We start from the raw sequence: 20,547 nt of genomic DNA on the forward strand, positions 1-20,547 counted from the left end.
TTTCCCCGTGGTGGTCAAACCTGGCTGGAATCCATCGGCAGGTGAGCGATCATGGCGGTGAGCCCGGTCACGTCCAACAGATCGGCCGGACGGACGGTCGCCCCGTCCCGCACATAGTGGAACGCCGCGCCCACCCGCTCGACGTCGACACCGGCCAGCTCGGCCCAGGCCAGCCGGTACACGGCCAACTGGACCGCCGCCACCTGGGCCGCCGGACCGGTGGGACGCGCGCCGGTCTTCCAGTCGACCACGTCGAACCGGCCGCCCGGCCGGGCGAAGACCGCGTCCATCCGCCCCCGGACCACCACACCCGCGATCACCGTGGCGAACGGCACCTCCACCTCGACCGGCACCCGGTCGGCCCACTCGCTGGCCAGGAAGCGCTCCTGAAGCTCGACCAGAGCCTCGTCCGGTGCGGCGTCCGCGTCCGCCGCGCCGGGCAGCTCGTCCACGTCGAGCAGCCGGTCGGCGCCGAAACGCTGCTCCAGCCACGCGTGGAAGGCGGTGCCCCGGCGGGCGTACGGATTCGGCGCGGTGGGCACCGGGCGACGCAGCGTACGGGCCAGCGCCGCCGGGTCACGCCGCAACGCCACCAACTGGGTGACGCTGAGCTGCCCCGGCAGGGCCACCTCCACCGCGCCGGAGAGACGGGTCAGCTCGGCCCGCTCGGCCAACAGCAGGTCCGCCTCCTGCCGCCAGCGCGCCACCTCCGGGTCTGCCGTCTCGGCCGCCTCGACGTCCGACCCGTCTGCCGTCCCGGCCGCGTCGGCGTCCGGCCCGGTCGACGGCAGCGCACCGGCGAGCGCCGGTCCGACCGGCCCGGACAGCGTCGACGCCGGACCGTCGGACATCAGCCGGCGGACCAGACCGGCCGCCTCGGCCAACGCCGGCCGGCGACCGCCCAACGGGTCGGCCGGCCACTCCGCGCGGAGCACCACCTCGGCCGTCGGGTTCGTGGCGTCCGGGGTGGGCTCCGGCGTCCACGCGTCGACCAGGTGCCCGGGGCCGCCGTCCAGACAGGCGTCGTACACCTCGCGCAGGAAGACCGACGGACCCCGCGGTCGCTTGGTGCCCTCGCCCCACCAGTACCCGGAGCACAACAGCAGCCGGCGCGGCCGGGTGACCGCGACGTACGTCAGCCGGCGCTCCTCCCGCTCGTCGTGGGACCGCCAGGCGTCGGTGAAGTCGGCCACCGCCCGGGCCACGGCGCGCTGGTCGGCCGCCTCGTCGAGCGCTAGCTCGGGCAGCCCGTCGGCGTCTCCCCGCAACGGGAACGGCAGCACGCCCAGACCGCCCAGCCAGTGGTCGGAGTTGCGGACCGGACCGGGCCACGAGCCACGGCACAGGCCCGCCACCGCCACCACGTCCCACTCCAGGCCCTTGGCGGCGTGCGCGGTGACCACCTGCACCGCGCCCTCCACGACCTCGACCTCGCCCGGGGCGAGGCCGCGCTCCTCGTCCTCGGCGGCGGCCAGGTAGGAGAGGAAGCCGGAGAGGGTCGCGCCGGGCGTCTCACCGCTGAAGCGGGCCGCCACGTCGGCCAGCGCGTCCAGGTGACCCCGCGCCAGGCCGGCGTCGCCCGCGCCGTCGCGGCCGGCGCGCACCGCGACCTCCACGTCCAGCCCGATGGTCCGTTCGATGTCCGCGATCAGATCCGGCAGCGCCTGGTCCAGGCGGTAGCGCAGCAGCGCCAGCTCGGTGCCGTACGCCCGCAGCCGCGCGAACCCCTCCGCCGAGTACGCCTGCGCCGGCCCGAGATCGGCCAACGCCTCGACCAGGGTCGCCTCGTCCAGCAGGTCGGGGCTGATGTCCGAGTCCTCGTCGGCGGCCACCTGTTGGCGGGCCTTCGCGATGCCCCGCGCCCGTCGGTGCAGCGCCACCAGGTCACGCGGCCCGATCCGCCACCGGGCGCCGGTGAGCAACCGCAGCAGGGCGGCCCCGTCGGTCGGGTCGGCCAGCACCCGCAGGGTGCACACCACGTCGCGGACCTCGGGGGTGTCCAGCAGGCCACCCAGCCCGACGACCTCCACCGGCAGGCCGCGCTCACGCAGGGCCGACTCGATCGCCGGGATCTGGCTGCGGACGCGGACCAGCACGGCCGTCGTCGGGCGCTGCGCCACCGGAATGTGCTCGGGCGCCGCGCCGGGCATCCGGGCCGCGCCACGCCACGCGGCGAGCACGCTGTCGGCGATCCACGCGGCCTCGTCGGCGTACTTGTGCAGCAGCGCGCAATGCACCGTGCCCCCGGCCGCCCCACCGGGGCTGCGGTGCGGAATCGGGTCCCGGACGGTCAGCGCGGACCGCAGCTCCGGAACCCGCGCGCCGGCCGCGCGCAACGGCGTGGACAGCGCGTTCGCCACCCGCAGGATCTCCGGGCGGTTACGCCAACTGGTGGTCAACCCCAGTGCCCGCGCCGGCTCGCCGTCGGACCGCGCGAACTCGGTGGGGAACCGATCGAGGGTGCCGGCGCTGGCTCCCCGCCAGCCGTAGATGGACTGGCACGGATCGCCCACCGCGGTCACCGGATGACCGCCGCCGAACAGCGCGTTGAGCAGCACCACCTGCGCGTGGCTGGTGTCCTGGTACTCGTCCAGCAGCACCACCCGGAAGCGGTCCCGCTCGATCTCGCCGACCGCCGGGTGGTCCCGGGCCACCCGGGCCGCCCGGGCGAGCTGGTCGGCGAAGTCCATGGCCTCGAAGTCCAGCTTGCGTCGGGCGTACGCCCGCACCAGCGGCAGCAGGCGCAGCCGGGTCTGTTGCAGGGTGAGCGCCTTGCGCACGTCGGCGTAGACCCGGCCCGGTCGCGACTGCACCTCGGCGAAGAACCGACCCGTCCAGGCCGCCAACTCGTCCGGGCCGACCAGGTGCTCGTCCAACTCCCCGGCGAGTGCCAGCACCGCGTCGGTGATGGTGCTCGGCATCCGGTCCACCTCGGACATGTCGCCGTCGTAGTTGCGCACCAACAGGTCGACCAACTGCCAGCGGGACGCCTCGGTGAGCAGCCGGGTCGACGGCTCGTAGCCGGCCCGCAGACCGTGCTCGGTGACGATCCGCCCGGCGTACGAGTGGTAGGTGGAGACGGTGGGCTCACCGGCCAGCGGGTCGTCGAGCGGGTCGCGGCCGTGCCGGCCGACCCGGCGGATCAGTTGGTCGAGCCGGGTCCGGACCCGGTGGGCCAGCTCACCGGCCGCCTTGCGGGTGAAGGTCAGCCCCAGGATCTGCTCCGGCCGCACGTACGAGTTGGCCACCAGCCAGACCACCCGCGCGGCCATCGTCTCCGTCTTGCCGGAACCGGCCCCCGCGACGACGAGCAGCGGCTCCACCGGGGCGGCGATGATCGCGGCCTGTTCCCGGGTGGGTGCCGGCAGCCGCAGCAGCTTGGCCAGCTCCACCGGCGTGTACCGGGGACCGGAGTCCGCGAGCCGGGGCGTCGGCGCGGGACCCGCGCCGAACAGGGTGGGCTGGGTCATGGATTCTCCGGGGGACGGACGGTCGGCGGCTCGACCACCTGGCGTCCCTGCCCGGAGACCGGACAGCTGGTCCGCACCGGGCAGACCCGGCACTTCGAGTTGGCCACCGCGGCGAACGTGGCGGCTGCCATCGTATCGGCGGTCCGCCGTACCAACGCCGTCGCCCAGCCGGCCGCCGGGCCCTCACCCGGTGCCGGCTGGTTCTGCTCCCGGGCGTCCTTGGCGGAGGTGCCGAGCTGCACCAGCGCCGCGCCACCGGACTCGTCGCCGAACTCGGCGAAGGCCCCCGCCTCCACCGCTGCCTGGTACGCGCCGAGCTGCGGGTGCTCGGCCAACTCACTGCCGGTGACCGCGGTCGACTTGCCGGTCTTGAGGTCGATCACCACCAGCCGGCCGGCCTCGTCGACCTCCAGCCGGTCGACCCGCCCGGTCAGATCGACCGGGCGCTGCGGATCGTCCAGCCGGACCGCGAACTCGTGTTCGATGGCGAGCAGCCGCCGCGGGTTGGTGGCCAACCAACGCAGCAGCTTGTCGACCATCGCCTCGGCGCGTTCCCGCTCCGGGCCGGCCATCCACCGGGCGGCAAGCTCGATCGCGTCGAACCGGGCGGATACGTACTCGAGCAGAGCGCCCCGGTCGGCGCTGGCGTCCTCGGCGAGCATCGCGGCGGCGTGCACCAGGTTGCCGACGCCCTGCGCGGTGCTGGTCGGGCCGCTGCCGCCGTGCCGTTCCAGCAGCCAGCGCAGGCTGCACCGCAGCGCGCTCTCCATCGCCGACGGCGTGACCCGCACCGGCTCCCCGTCGTCGACCAACGGCCGGTCGTCGGAGAGCGCACGCAGCCCCCACCAGTCGTCGGGGTGTGCGCCGGGCACTCCGGCGGCGGCGAGCCGCGCCAGCTCGGCCGCCGCCGCGCGCCGCCGGGCCGCCGGCGCGGCCGGGTCGATGATGGCGGTACGCAGCTCGGCGACCAGCGCCGGCAGGGTGAGCGCCCGTGGCGGCCGGGTGACCGGCAACGCACCGGCCTCGACCGGCCCGTCATCCTCTTCGGCCAGATCGTCGCCGCCACCGACGGCCGCGCTACCGGTGGAGGCGGCGGCGTCGGTGGTGGGTCCTCCACCGGACGGGCCAGTACGCGGACCGGGCGGGCCCGGCGGGGCGGTGGGCGGGACGGGCGGACTCGGCGGAGCGATCGGGCCCAGCTCGTGCAGGAACCGGCTGGGCTGCTCCTCGTGATCGTCGCCACCGACGGCCGCCGACGCCACCGCGCTGACCAGCAGGCGGTGCCGGGCCCGGCTGATGGCGACGTGGAACAGCCGACGCTCCTCGTCGAGCAGCGCCGAGGTCTGGCCCACGACGTTGGCGGCGCGGGCGCCGCCGACGGACCGGCCGGCCAGGACGTCGACCAGCCGTTCCGACCCGAGCAGGCTGCCGCGCAGGCGCAGGTCCGGCCAGATGCCCTCCTGCACGCCGGCGATCGCCACCAGGTCCCACTCCAGGCCCTTCGCGGCGTGTGCGGTGAGCAGTCGTACCGCCGCGCCCCGGTCCGCGGTCGGCGCGATGGTGTCCGCCGGCAGGTCCTGGGCGAGCACGTGGTCGAGGAAGACCTCGGTGCGCGCGCCGGGTAGCCGGTCGGTGAAGCGGGCCGCCGCGTCGAAGAGCACGAGCACGGCGTCCAGGTCACGGTCGGCTGCCTCGGCCCGCCGACGCCGGGCCAGGTCACCCTCGCCGGCCACCGGCCGCCCCTGGGCGATCGCGCCGGCCCAGCGCTCGGCCAGGCCACTGGCGTCCCAGACCTCCCAGAGGACGGTCTCGGCGGTGGCACCGGGTTGGGCGGCGGCGTCCCGGGCGGTGGCCAGCAGCCCGGCGACCGCCTGCGCCGGCTCCGCCCAGCGCCGGTCGATGCTGGCCAGCTCCGTCGGGTCACGCAACGCCTCGACGATCAGCTCGCCGGACGGGCGGCGGTCGCCCCCGGCCAGCGCGAGGGCGCGCAGCCCCTGCCGCAGCCGTCGTTCGGCCAGCGGGTCGGCACCGCCCAGCGGCGAGTGCAGCAGCGCGACCGCGGCCTCCTCGTCGAGCCGGTCCGGTTCGAGGGCGCAGCGCAGCAGGAGCAGCAGCGGCGCCACCGCGGGTTGCAGGTGCAGCGGAAGGTCCTCGCCGTGCACCACGGTCGGGACGCCGGCGGCGTGCAGCGCGCGTCGCAGGGTCGGCAGTTGCAGGGCGGTGGACCGCACCAGTACCGCCATCCGCGACCATGGCACGCCGTCCAGCAGGTGGGCCGAGCGCAGCATGTGGGCCAACCAGGCGGCCTCGCTGGTCGCCGACCGGAAGGTGTGCACCTCGACCACGCCGTTCGGAGCGTCCGGCAGCGGGTGCAGCCGGCGGTGTGCCGTCGGACCACGGAGCCGACGGCCCAGCCGGGCCATCGCGTCGAGCAGGACCGGTCCGGCCCGGTACGACGTGCTCAGCAGCACGTGCGCGGCCGGCGCTCCGGAGGCCGTCCGGAAACGGTGCCGGAAGGTGGACACCCCGGCCGGGTCGGCACCCCGGAAGGCGTACGTGGACGAGTCGGGGTCGGCGAACGCGACGAGCGGCTTGCCACCGCCGGCGATGACCGAGAGCAGTTCGAGTTGGGCGGGGTCGGTGTCGGCCAGCTCGTCGACGTACACGTGGGCGAGGCGGTGGCGCTCGGCGGCCAGCAACTCCTCGTCGTCGCGCAGCAGACCGGTGGCGGCCCGGACCAGTTCGGCGGGGTCGTACGCGATCGAACCCCGGTTGCTGACGTCGCGCAGCGCGAGCACCTCGACGTACTCCCGCAGGAAGCGCGCGGCGGCCGGCCAGTCGGCGCGGCCGAGCTTCTCGCCCAGCCGGGCCAGGTCGCCCGGCCCGACACCGCGTTCGGCGGCGCGCATGAGCAGGTCACGCAGTTGGCCGGCGAAGGCCCGGGTCCGCAGGGCCGGGCGTAGGTCGGTGGGCCAGCCGACCGGGTCGTCCTCGGGCGCCTCGCCCACCACGTCGAGCAGCTCGCGGATGATCAGATCCTGCTCGGGGCCGGTCAGCAGGCGCGGTGACGGCTCGCCGCGTTCGGCGGCGGCGCGGCGCAGCAGCCCGAAGGCGTACGCCGGGAAGGTCCGCACCAGCGGCTCACGCAGCACCCGGTAGCCGTCCTGCGCGACGCGGGCCTCGATGCGCTGGCGCAGTGCGGTGGCGCCGCGGCGGCCGAAGGTCAGCACGAGGATCCGTTCCGGGTCGACCCCTTCGGCGATCCGGGCGGCGACCGCCTCGACGAGGGTGCTGGTCTTGCCGGTGCCGGGGCCGCCGACGACAAGCATCGGCCCATCGGTGTGCCCGACGATCTCGGCCTGGACGGGATCGGCGTGCCAGCGCGGGCCCGCCGACCCGCTCTGGCCGGTGCCGACGACGGCACCGTCACCCGGCGCGTCCCCGTCCCCCAGCGCCGGCCCACCGGGCCGCCGCACCAACCGGTACGACTGCATCACCAAATCCCATCACCCCCCTACGACAGCAACCCCACCCGACGCCGCCACGCCGATCGTGAGGGTGGTGGCACGACACGCCGACGGCCCTGCCGCCACCCTCACGATCGACGGGGTGGCCCGGAGTCAGGGTAGGTGGGACTCCAGCGCCTTCAGGGCCTCGGGGACCGTGCTGACCACGGTCAGCAGGTCGAGGCCGGCCGGTTTGAGGAAGTGCTGGTCGGTGATGGTGTGCAGCCAGTCCAGCAGGGGGCGGTAGAAGCCGTCGGCGTCGATCAGCACCATCGGCTTGCGGTGCAGCGCGAGGGTGGCGGTGGTCCAGACCTCGAACAGCTCGTCCAGCGTGCCGAGCCCGCCGGGCAGGGCGAGGAACGCGTCCGACCTGTCGATCATCAGGGTCTTGCGGTCGGCCATCGAGTCGGTCACCAGCAGCTCGTCCGAGGCCAGGTCGGCGACCTCCAGGTCGACGAGCGCCTGCGGGATGACGCCCACCGTGCGCCCACCGGCGGCCCGGGCGCCGTCGACCACCGCGCCCATCATGCCGACGCAGCCACCGCCGCTGACCAGCGTGTGCCCGCGCCGGGCCAGCTCCGCACCGGTCTCGGTGGCGAGGTCGAGCCAGCGTTGGTCGAGGGTACGGGAGGAGGCGCAGAAGACGCAGACGGCGGCCATCAGTCCTCCCGGGGCCGGTCGGCGGCCTGCTCGGCGGCGGCCTGCTGGTCGGCGCCGGTACGCGCCACGGCCTCGTCGCGGACCGCCTCCTGCTCGGCCGAGAGCGCCGCCTCGGCCTCGACGATGTGGCGGACGGCGGCGTTGACGTCGTCGGTGAGGCAGATCAGGTCCAGGTCCACCGGGCCGATCTTGCCGCTGGCGGCCATCGTGTCGCGCAGCCAGTCGAGCAGCCCCTGCCAGTACGCCACCCCCATCAGCACGACCGGGAACCGGGTGACCTTGCCGGTCTGCACCAGGGTCAGCGCCTCGAAGAGTTCGTCCATGGTGCCGAACCCACCGGGCAGCACCACGAACGCCTGGGCGTACTTGACGAACATGGTCTTGCGGGCGAAGAAGTACCGGAAGTCGATGGCCAGGTCGACCCAGTCGTTGATGCCCTGCTCGAACGGAAGCTCGATGCCGAGCCCGACGGAGAGCCCGCCGGCTTCGGTGGCGCCCCGGTTGGCGGCCTCCATCACGCCCGGCCCGCCGCCGGTGATCACCGCGTAGCCGGCGCGGGCCAGGGCGCCGCCCAACTCCTCGGCCAGCCGACACTCGGCGGTGTCCGGACCACTGCGCGCCGAACCGAAGACGCTGACGGCCGGCGGCAGGTCGGCGAGGGTGTCGAAGCCCTCGACGAACTCGGAGAGGATGCGCAGCGCGCGCCAGGCGTCCCTGGTCTTCCAGTCGCCGCGTCCACGCGAATCCAGCAGCCGCTGGTCGGCGGTGCTGTTCGGAATGGCGCCCCGACGCAGCGTGACGGCGCCCCGGTGCCGCTCCTGTCCGGGACCGCGGCCGGCCTCCCGACCGTTGTTCTGGCTCATGCAGCAACCGTAGTGGAGCGGCACACCGTCGGGGTCCGGGGCGGGGAGCCGGAGAAATAGTTCGCGATCAAGGGCAACTATTCGGCGGTCCCGTACGTCTTACTATTCACATACCGGGTATGCCCCGGCGCGCGCCTTCGGGGGAGGAGACAGCGTGATCAGCAACAGCGAGATGATCCGGATCCGTCGACAGATGCAGCGACGGATCCGAGACGTGGTGGCCGAGCGCCGCCGCACCCGCGCCCTCGATCCCGCCTTCTCCCCCGCCGCCGCCGGGTCCGGAGCCGACCAAGAGGTTCGCGCCGCCGACAACGGGCCAGGCTGACGCGAACCTCTTGGTCACCGGCAACGGGGGTGACCGGGATCAGGCGGGCGCGAGCCAGCGGTGCAGCGTCGCCGCGCCGTCCCGGATCTTGCTGATCTCGACGTGCTCGTCCGGGTGGTGGGCGAGGTTCGGATCGCCCGGGCCGAAGTTCAGCGCAGGAATGCCCATGGCCGCGAACCGGGCCACGTCCGTCCAACCGAGCTTGCCGATCGGGGCGGCCCCGACCGCCGCCAGGAACTCCTTCGCCGGAGCGGCGCTGAGTCCGGGCGGGGCGCCCGCGATCGAGTCGGTCACCCGTACGTCGAAACCGGCGAACACCTCACGCAGGTGCGCCTCCGCCTCGGCCGGGGTCCGGTCGGGGGCGAACCGGTAGTTGACCTCGACCTCGCACAGGTCCGGGATGACGTTGCCGGCCACCCCACCGTTGATGCGTACCGCGTTCATGCCCTCGCGGTAGTCGCAGCCGTCGATGGTGACGCGGCGTGCCTCGTACGTCTGGAGGCGGCGCAGCACCTCCCCGGCGCCGTGGATGGCGTTGACCCCGTGCCAGGACCGCGCCGAGTGGGCGCGTACGCCGGTGGTGGTGACCACCGAGCGCATCGTGCCCTGACAGCCCGCCTCGACGATGCCGTACGTCGGCTCCAGCAGCACCGCGAAGTCCGCCTCCAGCCACTCCGGGAACGCCTGGGCGACCAGGTTCAGCCCGTTGTACCGGGACTCGATCTCCTCGGCCTCGTAGAAGAAGTACGTGATGTCGTAGCGCGGGTCGGGCAGCGTCACCGCCAGGTGCAACGCGTACGCGACGCCGGACTTCATGTCGGAGGTTCCGCAGCCGTACATCAGGTCGCCGCGCATGGTCGACGGGAAGTTGTTGTTCAGCGGCACCGTGTCGAGGTGACCGGCCAGCACCACGCGCTGCGAGCGGCCCAGGTCGGTACGCGCCATCACCGTGTTGCCGTGCCGGTGCGTGGACAGGTGCGGTACGCCCCGCAGCACCTCCTCGACGCAGTCGGCGATCGCCTTCTCGTTGAGGGACACGGACTCTATGTCAACCAGTACGCGGGTCAGCTGCACCGGATCGGCGAGGACCTCGGGGGTCAGCGGGTTCTCCATGGTTCGCACGGTACCTTCAGGTCTGTCAGCGCGAGGAGCGAGCCGAGGCCGGCGTGGCCGCGACCGAGAGGGTTAACAGTGACGTCCGCAGATTCCGCTTGGGGCATCGGCCTGGCCACCGTCATCGCCGACGGGCAGGTGCTCGACACCTGGTACCCGACCGGCAAGCTGGGCCTGGGTGAGCTGCCGCTGGTCGCCGGCGAGGACAAGTCGGACGTGCTGGACCTGCCGCCGGGCGCGCTGGGCGACCGGCCGCTGCCCGGTCTGCGTACCATGCAGGTGGTCACCGTGATCGGCTCGCTGGACGACCCCATCAAGGACGCCTCCGACGCGTACCTCCGGTTGCACCTGCTCTCCCACCGCCTGGTGCGGCCGAACCAGCTCAACCTCGACGGCATCTTCGGCAAGCTGGCCAACGTGGCCTGGACGTCCGCCGGGCCGTGCCCCCCGGAGCGGGTGGACGAGCTGCGGGTGATCGAGCGGGCGGCGGGCCGGCACCTGTCGGTGTACGGCGTGGACAAGTTCCCCCGGATGACCGACTACGTGGTGCCCTCGGGTGTGCGGATCGCCGACGCGGACCGGGTCCGCCTCGGCGCGCACCTGGCCGCCGGCACGACGGTGATGCACGAGGGCTTCGTCAACTTCAACGCCGGCACGGTGGGCACCTCGATGGTCGAGGGGCGGATCGTGCAGGGCGTGCTGGTCGGCGACGGCTCCGACATCGGCGGCGGCGCCTCGATCATGGGCACCCTCTCCGGCGGCGGCACCGAGAAGGTCAGCATCGGCGAGCGGAGCCTGATCGGCGCGAACGCCGGCGTCGGCATCTCCCTCGGCGACGACTGCGTGGTCGAGGCCGGTTGTTACATCACCGCCGCCTCCAAGATCACGCTGCCGGACGGCCGGGTGGTCAAGGGCCGGGAACTGTCCGGCGTCGACGGCCTGATGTTCTGGCGCAACTCGGTGACGGGCGCGCTGGAGGCCCGCCCGCGTACCGGTCGTGGCATCGAACTGAACGCCGCGCTGCACGCCAACGACTGACGTCCCCGCCGGGTCCGCGGCGGTAGGCCGCGGACCCGACGGGGGTACGCCTCAGCGCAACCGGTACGCCTGGATGATCCGCTGCGTCACCGTGTTGCCGGCGGTGTCGTGGGCGGTGGCCCGCAGCGACACGTAGCCCTTGCCGGCCGGATGGCGCAACAGTGCCGACCAACCATCGGCCGAGGTGCGGATCAGCTTCGCCCTGTCCCAGGTCTTCCCACCGTCGTACGAGACGTCGACGGTGAGCCCCTGGACCCCGGCGGCCGGAGCCCCGGGCTGCCGCTGCACCTGCACCGGTACGAGGAAGCTCCGCCCGGCCGGTGCGCTGCCGTCGACGCGCAGCGGCGGCGCGAAGCGCACCGCCATCAGCGGCAGGCGGGCCGGCGTGTCACCCGCGACGTGCCGGGACCGGAAGGTCCAGCTCGATTCCACCTCGGTGCTGAGGTCGGTGAAGCTCCGCTTCGACGACGTGACGAGCCGGTAGTCCGCCGCGGCCGGTGGCACGGTGAACTCCCCGTAACCTGCGTACTCGCTCTCGCCCACCAGCTTGCCGTTGCGCCAGAGCCCGGTGTGCTCGCTGTCGCTCAGCGAGCCGCCCGGGTGCCCGGCCGCGTCGCTGAAGATCGGCACGTTGACCAGGATGGTGTCGCCGGCCCGGGTGACGCTCTGGTACGGCCAGCGCGGCTCCGGGAAGGACGGTCCCATCGGCGCCTGGTTCCAGATCTCCTGGACCGTCCGCCCGTTCCGGTACGCGGTCGGGACGGAGAGGAGCACGGCCTGCGGGTTCAGCCAGCCCTCGTCGTCGTCCCGGGTGCCGAAGTAGATCTCCGACTCCCACCGCACGCCCCGGGTGTTGTAGTACTCGACCCGCTGGCCGGGCACGCTCGTGGGCAGGACCAGCGTGGAGCCGCCGACGTTGTACTCCAACACGGGGTACAGGGTGCGCTCGGCCTCCATGCCCGCGTAGGCGCCGAGGAACCGGTGCACGACGGTGGCCAGGTCGCTTCGGGCGTAGTTGCGGACGAAGCCCGTGGGCATGCGGCCGGGGATCGCTTCGGCCAGCGCGTACAGGTACGGGCTGTCGGGCGTCCCCGGTTTGATCCACTGACTGCTGACGGTGGAGACGAACTGGTCGGCGGAGACGGTCTTGCCGAGCTGACCGCTTGTCAGTCCGGTGAAGGTGTCGGCCCAGAGACCGATGCCGTACCCGCTGCCGTCCGCGGCCGAGAAGTTGCCGCTGACGTCGATCAGTTCCGGGGCCGCGTTCCGGTCCGGAACGGTCGTCCGTACCGGTTTGGCCCGGCGGGCATCCACGACGATCCGGGTGTCCCGCTCGACCGTCACGACGGGCTGCATCAACAGCGACATCCCGCGCTGCTCGTCCTCCGGCCCGGGCTCGAAGACCAGACCGCTGAGGCCGTAGTGCCCCTTGGGCACCCGCACCGTGGCCACCCCATCGGAACTGAAGAGGTCCCAGGCGGCGTAGGAGTCCATCCCGACCAGCGCGGTCCAGTGGTCTGCGGTGCGCGCGCCCGCGCGGTTCAGGTGTTCCACGGTCAGCGTGTAGCTCTCCACCTCCCGGTTCACGGCCAGCGGCGTGACGGAGACGGCCGATCCCGCCCGGGCCACGACCCGCCCGGTCCAGTAGCCGTCGGCGTCACCGAGCCGGGTGTCCGTGGTGACGGTCGTGGCGGCCGTGCCACCCGCCGGTACGGTGAGTTGGCTGGCGCCCAACTGGAAGAAACCGGCCGGCAACGCTCGACCGCCGGGGCCGGCGCCCTCGACGCTCAGGTCCACGGTGACCGGGGCCGGACCATCGTTGTGCCAGGTCACCGTGCGGGTGACCGGGGTGTCGTCGTTGTGCGGCCAGAGCGCCCGCCCGAACGAGACGCTCACCGGGTCGGTGGTGAGCTGCTGGGTGATCGCGTGGGCGACGTCGACGCGCCCGGCGCCCTGCTGGTAGGCGGTCTGCTCCGGGTGCGGCTTGGCGGCGGCCATCAGGGTGGCCTTGAGCCGGTCGGCCCGCCATCCCGGGTGCTGCTGGGCCAGCAACGCGGCCGACCCGGCGACGTGCGGGGTGGCCATCGAGGTGCCGGAGATCGTGACGTAGCGGTCCCCCACCGGGTCACCGATGACGCCGTTCGCGGACTTCGCGGCGACGATGTCGACGCCGGGCGCGGTGATGTCCGGCTTCAGCGCGTCGTCACCGGTCCGGGGACCCCGGCTGGAGAAGTCGGCCAACTCGTCGTCGCGATCCACCGCGCCCACGGCGAGCCCGGCGTCGGCGCTGGCCGGGGAGCCGACCGAGCCGTCCGAGCCGTCGTTGCCCGCGGCGAGGACGAAGAGCGTGCCGGTCTGCGCGGTCAAGGTCTGCACCGCCTCCTCCAGCGGGTCGACCTCCGGCGTGTCCCAGCCGCTGAGGCTCATGTTGACCACGGCGGCCTTCTTGTCCACCGCGGCCCACTGCATGCCGGCGAGGATCGCCGAGTCGGTGCAGCCCTGGTCCTCACAGACCTTGCCGTCCAGCAGTGTCGCGTCCGGCGCCACACCCCGGTAGCGACCGTCGGAGGCAGCGCCGGAACCGGCGATGGTCGAGGCGACGTGCGTGCCGTGGCCGACCATGTCCCGGGCGTCGTCGACCTCGGTGAAGTTGCGTGCCTCGGCCACCTTGCCGGCCAGGTCCGGGTGGGTGGCGTCGACACCGGTGTCCAGCACGGCCACTGACACGCCCTTGCCGGTGAACCCGGCCGCCCACGCCGCCGGGGCGCCGATCTGCGGCACGCTGTGGTCGAGGGTCACCCGTCGGCGGCCGTCCAACCAGAGTCGCTCGACGCCCCCCGCCGCGCCGAGCCGGGCCGCGCTGGAGCCGGTGGTGACCGCCGCCCAGACCGCGCCGAGGGAGGACTTGTCGCTGCTGAGGGCGGCACCATCGATCGCCGGCAGGTCACGGATAACCCGGGTGCCGGGCAGCGCGGCCGGGGCCCGCCGGGCGGCGTCCGTCGAGCCGTACGACACCAGCAGCGGCAGCGTCTTGCGGTGGGCGTCGTCGTAACCCGCCTCGATCAGCCCGGTGACGTCGAAGAGTCGCCGGTCCACCCGGCCCGAGCGCAGCAACGGCAGCGCGTCCGTCGGCAGCACCGAGAGGCGTCCGCTCTCGCGCTGGACCAGGAACTGCACGGCTCCACGGTCAGGGCCGGGCTGGGCCGAGGCGCCGGCAGCGGTGACGGTGACGCGGTCACCGGTGATCAGCGTGACGGTGGTCGAGCGCTCGGGGCTGGTTGCGAGCGCAGTGGACTGTCGGTCGGCGCCGCCAGGTGGGGCGGGCGCGGCGGGCGCGGCTGAGGCGGGAGCCGGCGCGGCGAGCGCCAGCACTGACACGAGGCCGAGAGCGGCCAATCTTCTGCCCTGGCGCAACGTTTCCTCCTGGTCGTGCGTTCTGATTGATAGGAGTCGCATCGACAACCCAGAATTACATACCGAGTATGCAGAAAGAAGTCGTAAAAACGACGGACCTGCCACGGGGCGGCGTCCCCCGCCGGCATCATCGACCGGGTGACCTCCATGAAGGACCGGATGCTGGCGGGTGAGCCCTACCTCGCCGACGACCCCGAACTCGTCGCCGACCTGGACCGGGCCGCCCGCCTGATGGAACGCTTCAACACCAGCTCCGCCGCCGACCCGGCGGCCCGGCTCGCGGCACTGCGCGACCTGCTCGGCGACCTGGGCGACGACAGCTGGATCCGGCCGCCGTTCTACTGCGACTACGGCTGGAACATCCGGATCGGACCACGCGCCTTCGTCAACTACCACGCGGTCTTCCTCGACGTCGCCCCGATCACCCTCGGCGCGGACGTCCAGGTGGGACCGAACGTGCAACTGCTCACCCCGACCCACCCCGTACAGCCCGGCCCACGCCGCGACAAGTGGGAGGCCGCGAAGCCGATCACCATCGGCGACAACGCGTGGCTCGGCGGCGGCGCGATCGTCCTGGCCGGGGTCACGGTCGGCACGAACACCGTGGTCGGCGCGGGTGCCGTGGTCACCCGGGACCTACCCGCCAACGTCGTCGCCGTCGGCAACCCGGCCCGACCGGTCCGCGAGCTGGACTAGTCGCCCAGGCGGACCACCAGGTCGGCATGCACCGCCGTCGGGCTGATGAGAGCCGCGTTGGCCTCGTCGCTACCCAGCGCCCAGGCCCGGGCCTCCTCGGGCGACCGCCCGTACGCCTCGTGCCGGGCGGTCAACCGACGCTGGCGCAGCTCGGCGTCCAGGTCGAGGAACCACACCTCGTGCAGCAACGTCCGGACCTCCTCCCAAGGCGGGTCCGGCACCAGCAGGTAGTTGCCCTCGGTCACCACGAGGCGAACCGACGGCGGCACCTCGATGGCCCCGGCCACCGGCTCCTCCAGCTCCCGGCGGAACTCCGGCGCGTACACCGAGGTCGGCTCCAGCCGACGCAACCGGCGCAGCAGCGAGGCGTACCCGTTGGCGTCGAAGGTGTCGATCGCGCCCTTGCGCTCGGCGCGGCCCAACCGTTCCAGCTGCGCCTGGGCCAGGTGGAAACCGTCCATGGGCACCAGCCGCGCGCTCGCCCCGACCTCGGCGACGATCCGCTCGGCCAGGGTGGACTTCCCCGCACCGGGCGCACCGGTGATGCCGAGCAGCTGCCGCGGGCCGGCCTCGGCCAGTGACCGCGCCCGCGCCACCAACTCGTCGATGGCCAACACCCGGGCCGGCGGCATCAGCCGAGCACCGGATCGCTGATCGTGAACCTCGCCTGCACGGCCGCCTGCACGGTCTGCGGTTGCGGGTCCAACTCCAGCTCGGGAACGCCACCGCCGGCACCGCCCCCGGCGAATGCCGCGCGGGCGAACATCGGCCCGTCGGCCGGGCCGGCGTCGGCCAGTTCGATGAGGGCGGTGACCCGGGCGCCCAGCGCCTCGGCGTACTCCCGGGCACGCAGCAGCGCGTCGCCGATCGCGGCGTGTCGCGCCTCGCGGTGGGCCGGGCTGTCCGGGCGCAGCTCCCACCAGGGGCCGGACACCTGGACCTGGTCCTGATCGGCGAGTCGGAGCATCAGCTCGCCGAGGGCGGTGAAGTCGGTGACCGTCACCGTGGTGGTGACGCTGCCGAGCCAGCCCACCACGCGTTCGCCCGAGCGCTTGGTCTGCGGCCGGACCCACAGGTCGCCGGTCTCCCGCCGGGCCACCGCCGGCTCGGAACCGTCAAGCAGCACCCGGACGGCCGCTGCCCCTTCGGCCAACTGGGTGAGCGTCGCCTCCCGATCCCGGCCGCGAGCCGTCACGGTGACCGCGAACCGGGCCAACTCGGGCGGCACCTCGCGGGTCGCCTCGCCGCGCACCTGCACCACCGGGCTGTCCGTCGCCATGCCTGCCAGCCTAGGGCCTGTTGCAGAAGGACGGTCGAGCCGAGGCGAAGTCCGGGCAGCTAGTCAGCCAGCGGCAGCAGCGCCGGATAGGAGACGACGTCCGCGCCGATCCGGCAGCCCGTCAGGTGACCGCCGGCGGCACCCAGCTCGCACAGCCAGGCCACCTCGTCGGTGTGGTCGCCGTCGGCCGGGAACTCCCGGTCCGCCGGGGCGAACCGTCGGTCCCGCAGCGCCGACCGCGCCGCGCCGGCCTGCGCGTACCGGGCGGTCAACCCCGTCGCGTCTGCGGACCGCAGCGCGTCCGCCAGCTCGTCCAGCAGTACCCGCACCTCGGCCAACTCGTCCAGCACCCGCGCCCGGTTGCCGAGCAGCATGTTGACCGTCCGCTCGGCCGGCGTCCCGGCGACCCGGGTGCCGTCGGAGAAACTACCCGCGGCCAGCGCCAACACCGCGTCGCGCAGCGGCGACCGCTGCGTCGCCCCGGCCAGTGCGCCGGCCAGCACATGAGGAACGTGTGAGGCGAGCGCGGCCACCGAATCGTGCGCCGCCGGGGACATCGGCACCACCCGGGCTCCGAACAGCTCCACCAGCAGCCCGGTGAGCCAGCGGAAGGCGAGCGTCGCCGCGCCCGGCACCGGGCACAGCACCCAGGCGGCGCCGGCGAGCAGATCCGGCCCGGCGGCCGTCAGGCCCGACCGGTCGGTGCCGGCCATCGGGTGCCCCGGCACGAACCGGTCCGTCAGGCCGGAGGCGGCGGCCATCGCCGCCACCTCCTCCTTGGTGCTGCCGACGTCGGTCAGCACGCAACTCTCGCCGGTCATCGCCGCCATCTCGACAAGCGTCGCCGGCAGGGTGGGCAGCGGCCCGCACAGGAACACCACGTCCCGGTCGGCCACCGCCTCGGCCAGCAGGTCCGGAGCGGGTACGCCCAGCCGGCGGGCCTGTCGCCGGGTGTCCTCGTCCGGATCCCAACCGGTCACGTCGACGCCCGCGGCGTGCATCCGGAGCAGCACCGAACCACCGATCAGGCCGGTGCCGACCACCGCCGCCCGTACCCGTGCGCCAGGCCTGTCCACCATCCGCACACCTCGACGTTCCTGCTGGGGTACGGGACCGGCACGGCCCCGACCAGGTCCGGCGCTGAGGATATCGCTCGGCGACCCGGACGCCGGTCAGTCCTCGGCGGCCATCGCGTCGTTCCGCCATGCGATGAACGGGATCACCGGGTTCCTGTTGATGTACTGCCAGGGCCAACTGGTCACCTGGTCGCCGATCACCTCGAACTGACCGGCCGCGGAGCGCAGGTCCCCCACCTTCGAGAAACCCATGGCGAAGGTGTTGTGCACACTCGCCCAGCCGGGCCGGCGTCGGTAGTCGGGGTGACGTACGGAGTGGTCAGCGGCGGCGTTCATCTCCGCGCGTACGGCGTCGTCGTCCAGATACTCCTCGTCCTCGCCGACGGGCAGGTCCAGCCACTTCTCCAGGTGCGCGACGACGATCAGGTGCCCCAGCGGCGAACCGGCCGGCGACTTCGCCACGGCCTCCCGGGCGAAGTCGAACATCTCCTCGTGACTGCCGAACCACTTGTGGCAGCGGTATTGGAGCATCTGCTCGTGCGCGATCCGGTGCGCCGGGTGCCGGGCCACCACCTCGTCGAAGCGCCGGGCCGCCTCTTCCGGCTCCACCTGCCGCCCACGCGCCGAGGTGACCAGGAACGTGCGCGCGGTGGTGTCGTCCGGGTCGCGGTCCGTCACCTCGTCCAGGGAGTTCTCGGCCAACCGCAGCCGCCGCCAGAACTCCTTGAACTGATCCTGGCTCACCTGCGAGGCGCGGGCGCCGCTGCGGGCCTCCCAGGCCCAGTAGACCGCGTGCGCCCCGCGCACCAGCACCGGCAGCGTCGACCGGGGTTCAGCCTCGACCCACTCGCCGATCCAGTCCTGGAGGCCGTCGGTGTCGGCGAGCGCCGAGACGTAGAAGGCGTGCTCGTCCGGGTCGGTCACCGGGCTGAGGAGATCACGGATGGTGCCCCAGTCCCGGCGTTCACCCGCCTCCCGCAGCGCTCGCGCGGTCGGGTCGCCCTCCGCCGGGTCCACGATCAACGTGGGAACCGCCGCCTGCTTGCCACTACGCCGGAACGGCCACATGCCGTGTTTCCTCTCACCCCGTCGAAGACCCGGCAGATAGTAGATCTTGCCAAGGCCGATCCGGAAGGGGGTTGTCCACTGCTGATCATCGTCGTACGGTCCGCTCCGCTGCCCGCCGTCTGGTTGCGGGCGAACAGCGGGAGGAAATGAAATGTCCGCGACATACCGGGCGCTCGCCTCGGTGGTCATGTTGATCGGCTTCTACGTCGTCGCGCTCCTACAGCTCGCCGCCGTCGTCGCGCTCGGGTTCTGGCTCTACGGCCACACCAGCGGGCTCGTCACCGGGAAGCTGCTGCTGCCCCTCGTCGTCGCGCTGGGTGCGGTCGCCGCCGGGCTGTGGCGCGCGATCCGAACGAAGAACGAGCCGGCACCCGGTCTGGTCCTCACCGAGGATGCGGCGCCGGACCTGTGGGCCACCGTGCGGGAGCTGGCCACCGCGGTCGGTACCCGCGCTCCGGACGAGATCCGGCTGGTGCCCGAGGTGAACGCCGCGGTCGCCGAGCAGAGCCGACTGCTCGGCCTGGTCGGCGGGCGGCGCACCCTGTACGTCGGCCTGCCGTTGCTCCAGGCGATGCGGGTGGACCAGCTACGTGGGGTGCTCGCCCACGAGCTGGGCCACTACTCCGGCAAGCACACCCGGCTCGGCGGTGTCGCGTACCGGGGTCGGCTGGCCATCGCGGAAACGCTGGACCGGATCAGTCCGCGCAACCCGATCGGCTGGGTCTTCAAGGGTTACTCGAAGCTCTACCTGATTGTCGACAACGCCGCGTCACGGAGGCAGGAGCTGGAGGCCGACCGTTCCTCGGTGCTGCTGGCCGGGCACGACGCCGCGGCCTCCGCACTGCGTACGCTGCCGGCGCTGGGCGCCGCCTGGAGCTTCTTCATGCGCGGGTACGTCGAGGGGGGCTGGTCCGCCGGGCTCGCGCCGGACGACCTCTTCGGCGGCTTCGGCAAGCTGCTCGATGCCCGCCGAGATGAGCTGGCCGAGTTGCGGGAGAACGCCCCCGACCGCAAGCCGTCGCCGTGGGACACCCACCCGCCGATCGGCGTCCGGGTTGCCGCGATGGCGGACCTGCCGGCCGGGGCGGTCACGCCGGACGAACGGCCGGCCGCGCTGCTGCTCGCCGACATCGGCGACGCCGGCCGGCAGTTGCAGGGTCTCGTGGTCGACCACGGCAGCCGTCAGGTGCTGCCCTGGACGCAGTTCACCGCCGCGTCGGTGGCGGCCATGGTGCAACAGCGGGCGGACGGCATCTACCGGGCCGCGGGGCGGTTCACCGGTGTCACCACGCCGGGCCTCACGACCGTGCTGGAGCTGGTCAAGTCCGGCCGGCTGGGTGAGTTCGCCGAGCAGTTCTTCGGCGACGCGACCCGCAAGGAGGCGGCCGCCCGGTTCGCCGGGCCGATGGAGACGCTGCTGGACAACGCGGCCGTCCGCTCCGGTGGGGCCCACTGGCAGCTCTCCTGGTCCGGTCCGGCGCGGCTCGTCGGCCCGGACGGGCAACCCTGGGACCTCGCCGAGATCGCCAAGCTGGCCGTCGCGCCGCAGACCCTGGACGTGGCGCTGGCCCGGCTGGCGGAGTTGGGGGTCGACCCGTCCGACGCGACAGTGGTGGAGGAGCGGCTCTCCGGGCGGGACGCCGACCTGATCGGCGCGCTCGCCAACATCAAGATCGACGGCACCGAGCACGATGTGCTCATCCTCGACCGTGGGCTGGTCCTGGTCGCCGACCCCGGCAAGGCCAGCCAGGGCGAGACGCGGCTACGCGCGCTGGTCGAGTCGGTGCCGATCGCGGAGCTGGCGACCCGGCACACGTTCCTGCCGTACGAGGAGATCGCCTCCGTGGACGTCAAGCGGAAGGTGCCGCTGAAGGCGGAGCTGACCCTGCACGACGGCCGGGTGGTCGCCATGCAGGAGCTGATGAGCAGCGAACTGCTGGAGAAGCAGAGCCGGGACACCCTGCTGCGGGTCTTCGACCGGATCAGCGACTGACGCCCGCCGGGCGGTCGACCGCACGGGGTCGGCCGCCCGGAGCGCG

14 protein-coding genes are annotated in these 20,547 nt (G+C 73.4%); 4 read left to right on the plus strand and 10 right to left on the minus strand.

Annotated elements, in window-relative coordinates:
* Positions 1-14: 14 nt before the first annotated feature.
* The 4 genes from ACN269_RS15105 to ACN269_RS15120 all read right to left on the minus strand — a co-directional run bounded on the left by ACN269_RS15105 (position 15) and on the right by ACN269_RS15120 (position 8,499).
* On the minus strand, positions 15-3,470 hold the full coding sequence (locus tag ACN269_RS15105) for an ATP-dependent helicase (protein ID WP_421473048.1): 3,456 nt from the start codon (positions 3,468-3,470) through the stop codon (positions 15-17).
* Positions 3,467-6,964: an ATP-dependent helicase gene (locus ACN269_RS15110; protein ID WP_421473049.1), complete on the minus strand. Its 3,498-nt coding sequence runs from the start codon at positions 6,962-6,964 to the stop codon at positions 3,467-3,469. The genes ACN269_RS15105 and ACN269_RS15110 overlap by 4 nt, the downstream gene beginning before the upstream one ends.
* A 126-nt stretch (positions 6,965-7,090) precedes the next feature.
* The gene (locus tag ACN269_RS15115) at positions 7,091-7,636 is read right to left on the minus strand and encodes a TIGR00730 family Rossman fold protein (protein ID WP_421473050.1); all 546 of its coding nucleotides are present in this window, start codon (positions 7,634-7,636) and stop codon (positions 7,091-7,093) included.
* On the minus strand, positions 7,636-8,499 hold the full coding sequence (locus tag ACN269_RS15120; protein WP_421473051.1) for a TIGR00730 family Rossman fold protein: 864 nt from the start codon (positions 8,497-8,499) through the stop codon (positions 7,636-7,638). Before ACN269_RS15120 ends, ACN269_RS15115 begins: the two co-directional genes overlap by 1 nt.
* Before the next feature lie 154 nt (positions 8,500-8,653).
* Between ACN269_RS15120 and ACN269_RS15125 the strand changes: the two genes are divergently transcribed.
* The gene (locus ACN269_RS15125) at positions 8,654-8,824 is read left to right on the plus strand and encodes a hypothetical protein (RefSeq protein WP_421473052.1); all 171 of its coding nucleotides are present in this window, start codon (positions 8,654-8,656) and stop codon (positions 8,822-8,824) included.
* Positions 8,825-8,863: 39 nt separating this feature from the next.
* Here the strand turns inward: ACN269_RS15125 and dapE are convergent, their stop codons facing one another.
* Positions 8,864-9,937 carry a succinyl-diaminopimelate desuccinylase gene (gene dapE, locus ACN269_RS15130; RefSeq protein ID WP_421473053.1) on the minus strand — a complete coding sequence of 358 codons (1,074 nt, stop codon included), beginning with the start codon at positions 9,935-9,937 and terminating at the stop codon, positions 8,864-8,866.
* Between the two features lie 78 nt (positions 9,938-10,015).
* Here dapE and dapD point away from each other — a divergent pair, with 78 nt between their 5' ends.
* A complete protein-coding gene (gene dapD, locus ACN269_RS15135) occupies positions 10,016-10,975 on the plus strand; it encodes a 2,3,4,5-tetrahydropyridine-2,6-dicarboxylate N-succinyltransferase (RefSeq protein ID WP_421473054.1) in 960 nt (319 codons plus the stop codon).
* 51 nt (positions 10,976-11,026) lie between these two features.
* Here dapD and ACN269_RS15140 read toward each other — a convergent pair whose 3' ends face one another.
* Positions 11,027-14,353 carry a S8 family serine peptidase gene (locus tag ACN269_RS15140; RefSeq protein ID WP_421473055.1) on the minus strand — a complete coding sequence of 1,109 codons (3,327 nt, stop codon included), beginning with the start codon at positions 14,351-14,353 and terminating at the stop codon, positions 11,027-11,029.
* 174 nt (positions 14,354-14,527) lie between these two features.
* On the opposite strand from ACN269_RS15140, the gene ACN269_RS15145 reads away from it, so the two are divergent.
* Entirely contained in the window at positions 14,528-15,085 is a 558-nt protein-coding gene (locus tag ACN269_RS15145) for a sugar O-acetyltransferase (protein WP_421473056.1), read from the plus strand.
* Here the strand turns inward: ACN269_RS15145 and ACN269_RS15150 are convergent.
* From ACN269_RS15150 to ACN269_RS15165, 4 genes are all read right to left on the minus strand, one after another.
* On the minus strand, positions 15,082-15,717 hold the full coding sequence (locus tag ACN269_RS15150) for a nucleoside/nucleotide kinase family protein (RefSeq protein WP_421473057.1): 636 nt from the start codon (positions 15,715-15,717) through the stop codon (positions 15,082-15,084). The genes ACN269_RS15145 and ACN269_RS15150 overlap by 4 nt on opposite strands.
* Positions 15,717-16,364: an SIMPL domain-containing protein gene (locus ACN269_RS15155; protein WP_421473058.1), complete on the minus strand. Its 648-nt coding sequence runs from the start codon at positions 16,362-16,364 to the stop codon at positions 15,717-15,719. The genes ACN269_RS15150 and ACN269_RS15155 overlap by 1 nt, the downstream gene beginning before the upstream one ends.
* 59 nt (positions 16,365-16,423) lie before the next feature.
* The gene (locus ACN269_RS15160) at positions 16,424-17,443 is read right to left on the minus strand and encodes a prephenate dehydrogenase (RefSeq protein WP_421473059.1); all 1,020 of its coding nucleotides are present in this window, start codon (positions 17,441-17,443) and stop codon (positions 16,424-16,426) included.
* A gap of 93 nt (positions 17,444-17,536) precedes the next feature.
* Entirely contained in the window at positions 17,537-18,508 is a 972-nt protein-coding gene (locus ACN269_RS15165) for a DUF4034 domain-containing protein (RefSeq protein WP_421473060.1), read from the minus strand.
* Between the two features lie 151 nt (positions 18,509-18,659).
* Here ACN269_RS15165 and ACN269_RS15170 point away from each other — a divergent pair, with 151 nt between their 5' ends.
* The gene (locus ACN269_RS15170) at positions 18,660-20,501 is read left to right on the plus strand and encodes a M48 family metallopeptidase (RefSeq protein ID WP_421473061.1); all 1,842 of its coding nucleotides are present in this window, start codon (positions 18,660-18,662) and stop codon (positions 20,499-20,501) included.
* Positions 20,502-20,547: the final 46 nt, after the last annotated feature.

Origin of the sequence: Micromonospora sp. WMMD736, from assembly GCF_049179015.1 — a bacterium.
Taxonomy (GTDB): domain Bacteria; phylum Actinomycetota; class Actinomycetes; order Mycobacteriales; family Micromonosporaceae; genus Micromonospora.

Coding starts and splice junctions, on each gene's coding strand:
- ACN269_RS15105 (WP_421473048.1), bottom strand. CDS start 3,470: ATGACCCAGCCCACCCTGTTCGGCGCGGGTCCCGCGCCGACGCCCCGG.
- ACN269_RS15110 (WP_421473049.1), bottom strand. CDS start 6,964: ATGCAGTCGTACCGGTTGGTGCGGCGGCCCGGTGGGCCGGCGCTGGGG.
- ACN269_RS15115 (WP_421473050.1), bottom strand. CDS start 7,636: ATGGCCGCCGTCTGCGTCTTCTGCGCCTCCTCCCGTACCCTCGACCAA.
- ACN269_RS15120 (WP_421473051.1), bottom strand. CDS start 8,499: ATGAGCCAGAACAACGGTCGGGAGGCCGGCCGCGGTCCCGGACAGGAG.
- dapE (WP_421473053.1), bottom strand. CDS start 9,937: ATGGAGAACCCGCTGACCCCCGAGGTCCTCGCCGATCCGGTGCAGCTG.
- ACN269_RS15150 (WP_421473057.1), bottom strand. CDS start 15,717: ATGCCGCCGGCCCGGGTGTTGGCCATCGACGAGTTGGTGGCGCGGGCG.
- ACN269_RS15155 (WP_421473058.1), bottom strand. CDS start 16,364: ATGGCGACGGACAGCCCGGTGGTGCAGGTGCGCGGCGAGGCGACCCGC.
- ACN269_RS15160 (WP_421473059.1), bottom strand. CDS start 17,443: ATGGTGGACAGGCCTGGCGCACGGGTACGGGCGGCGGTGGTCGGCACC.
- ACN269_RS15165 (WP_421473060.1), bottom strand. CDS start 18,508: ATGTGGCCGTTCCGGCGTAGTGGCAAGCAGGCGGCGGTTCCCACGTTG.
- ACN269_RS15170 (WP_421473061.1), top strand. CDS start 18,660: ATGTCCGCGACATACCGGGCGCTCGCCTCGGTGGTCATGTTGATCGGC.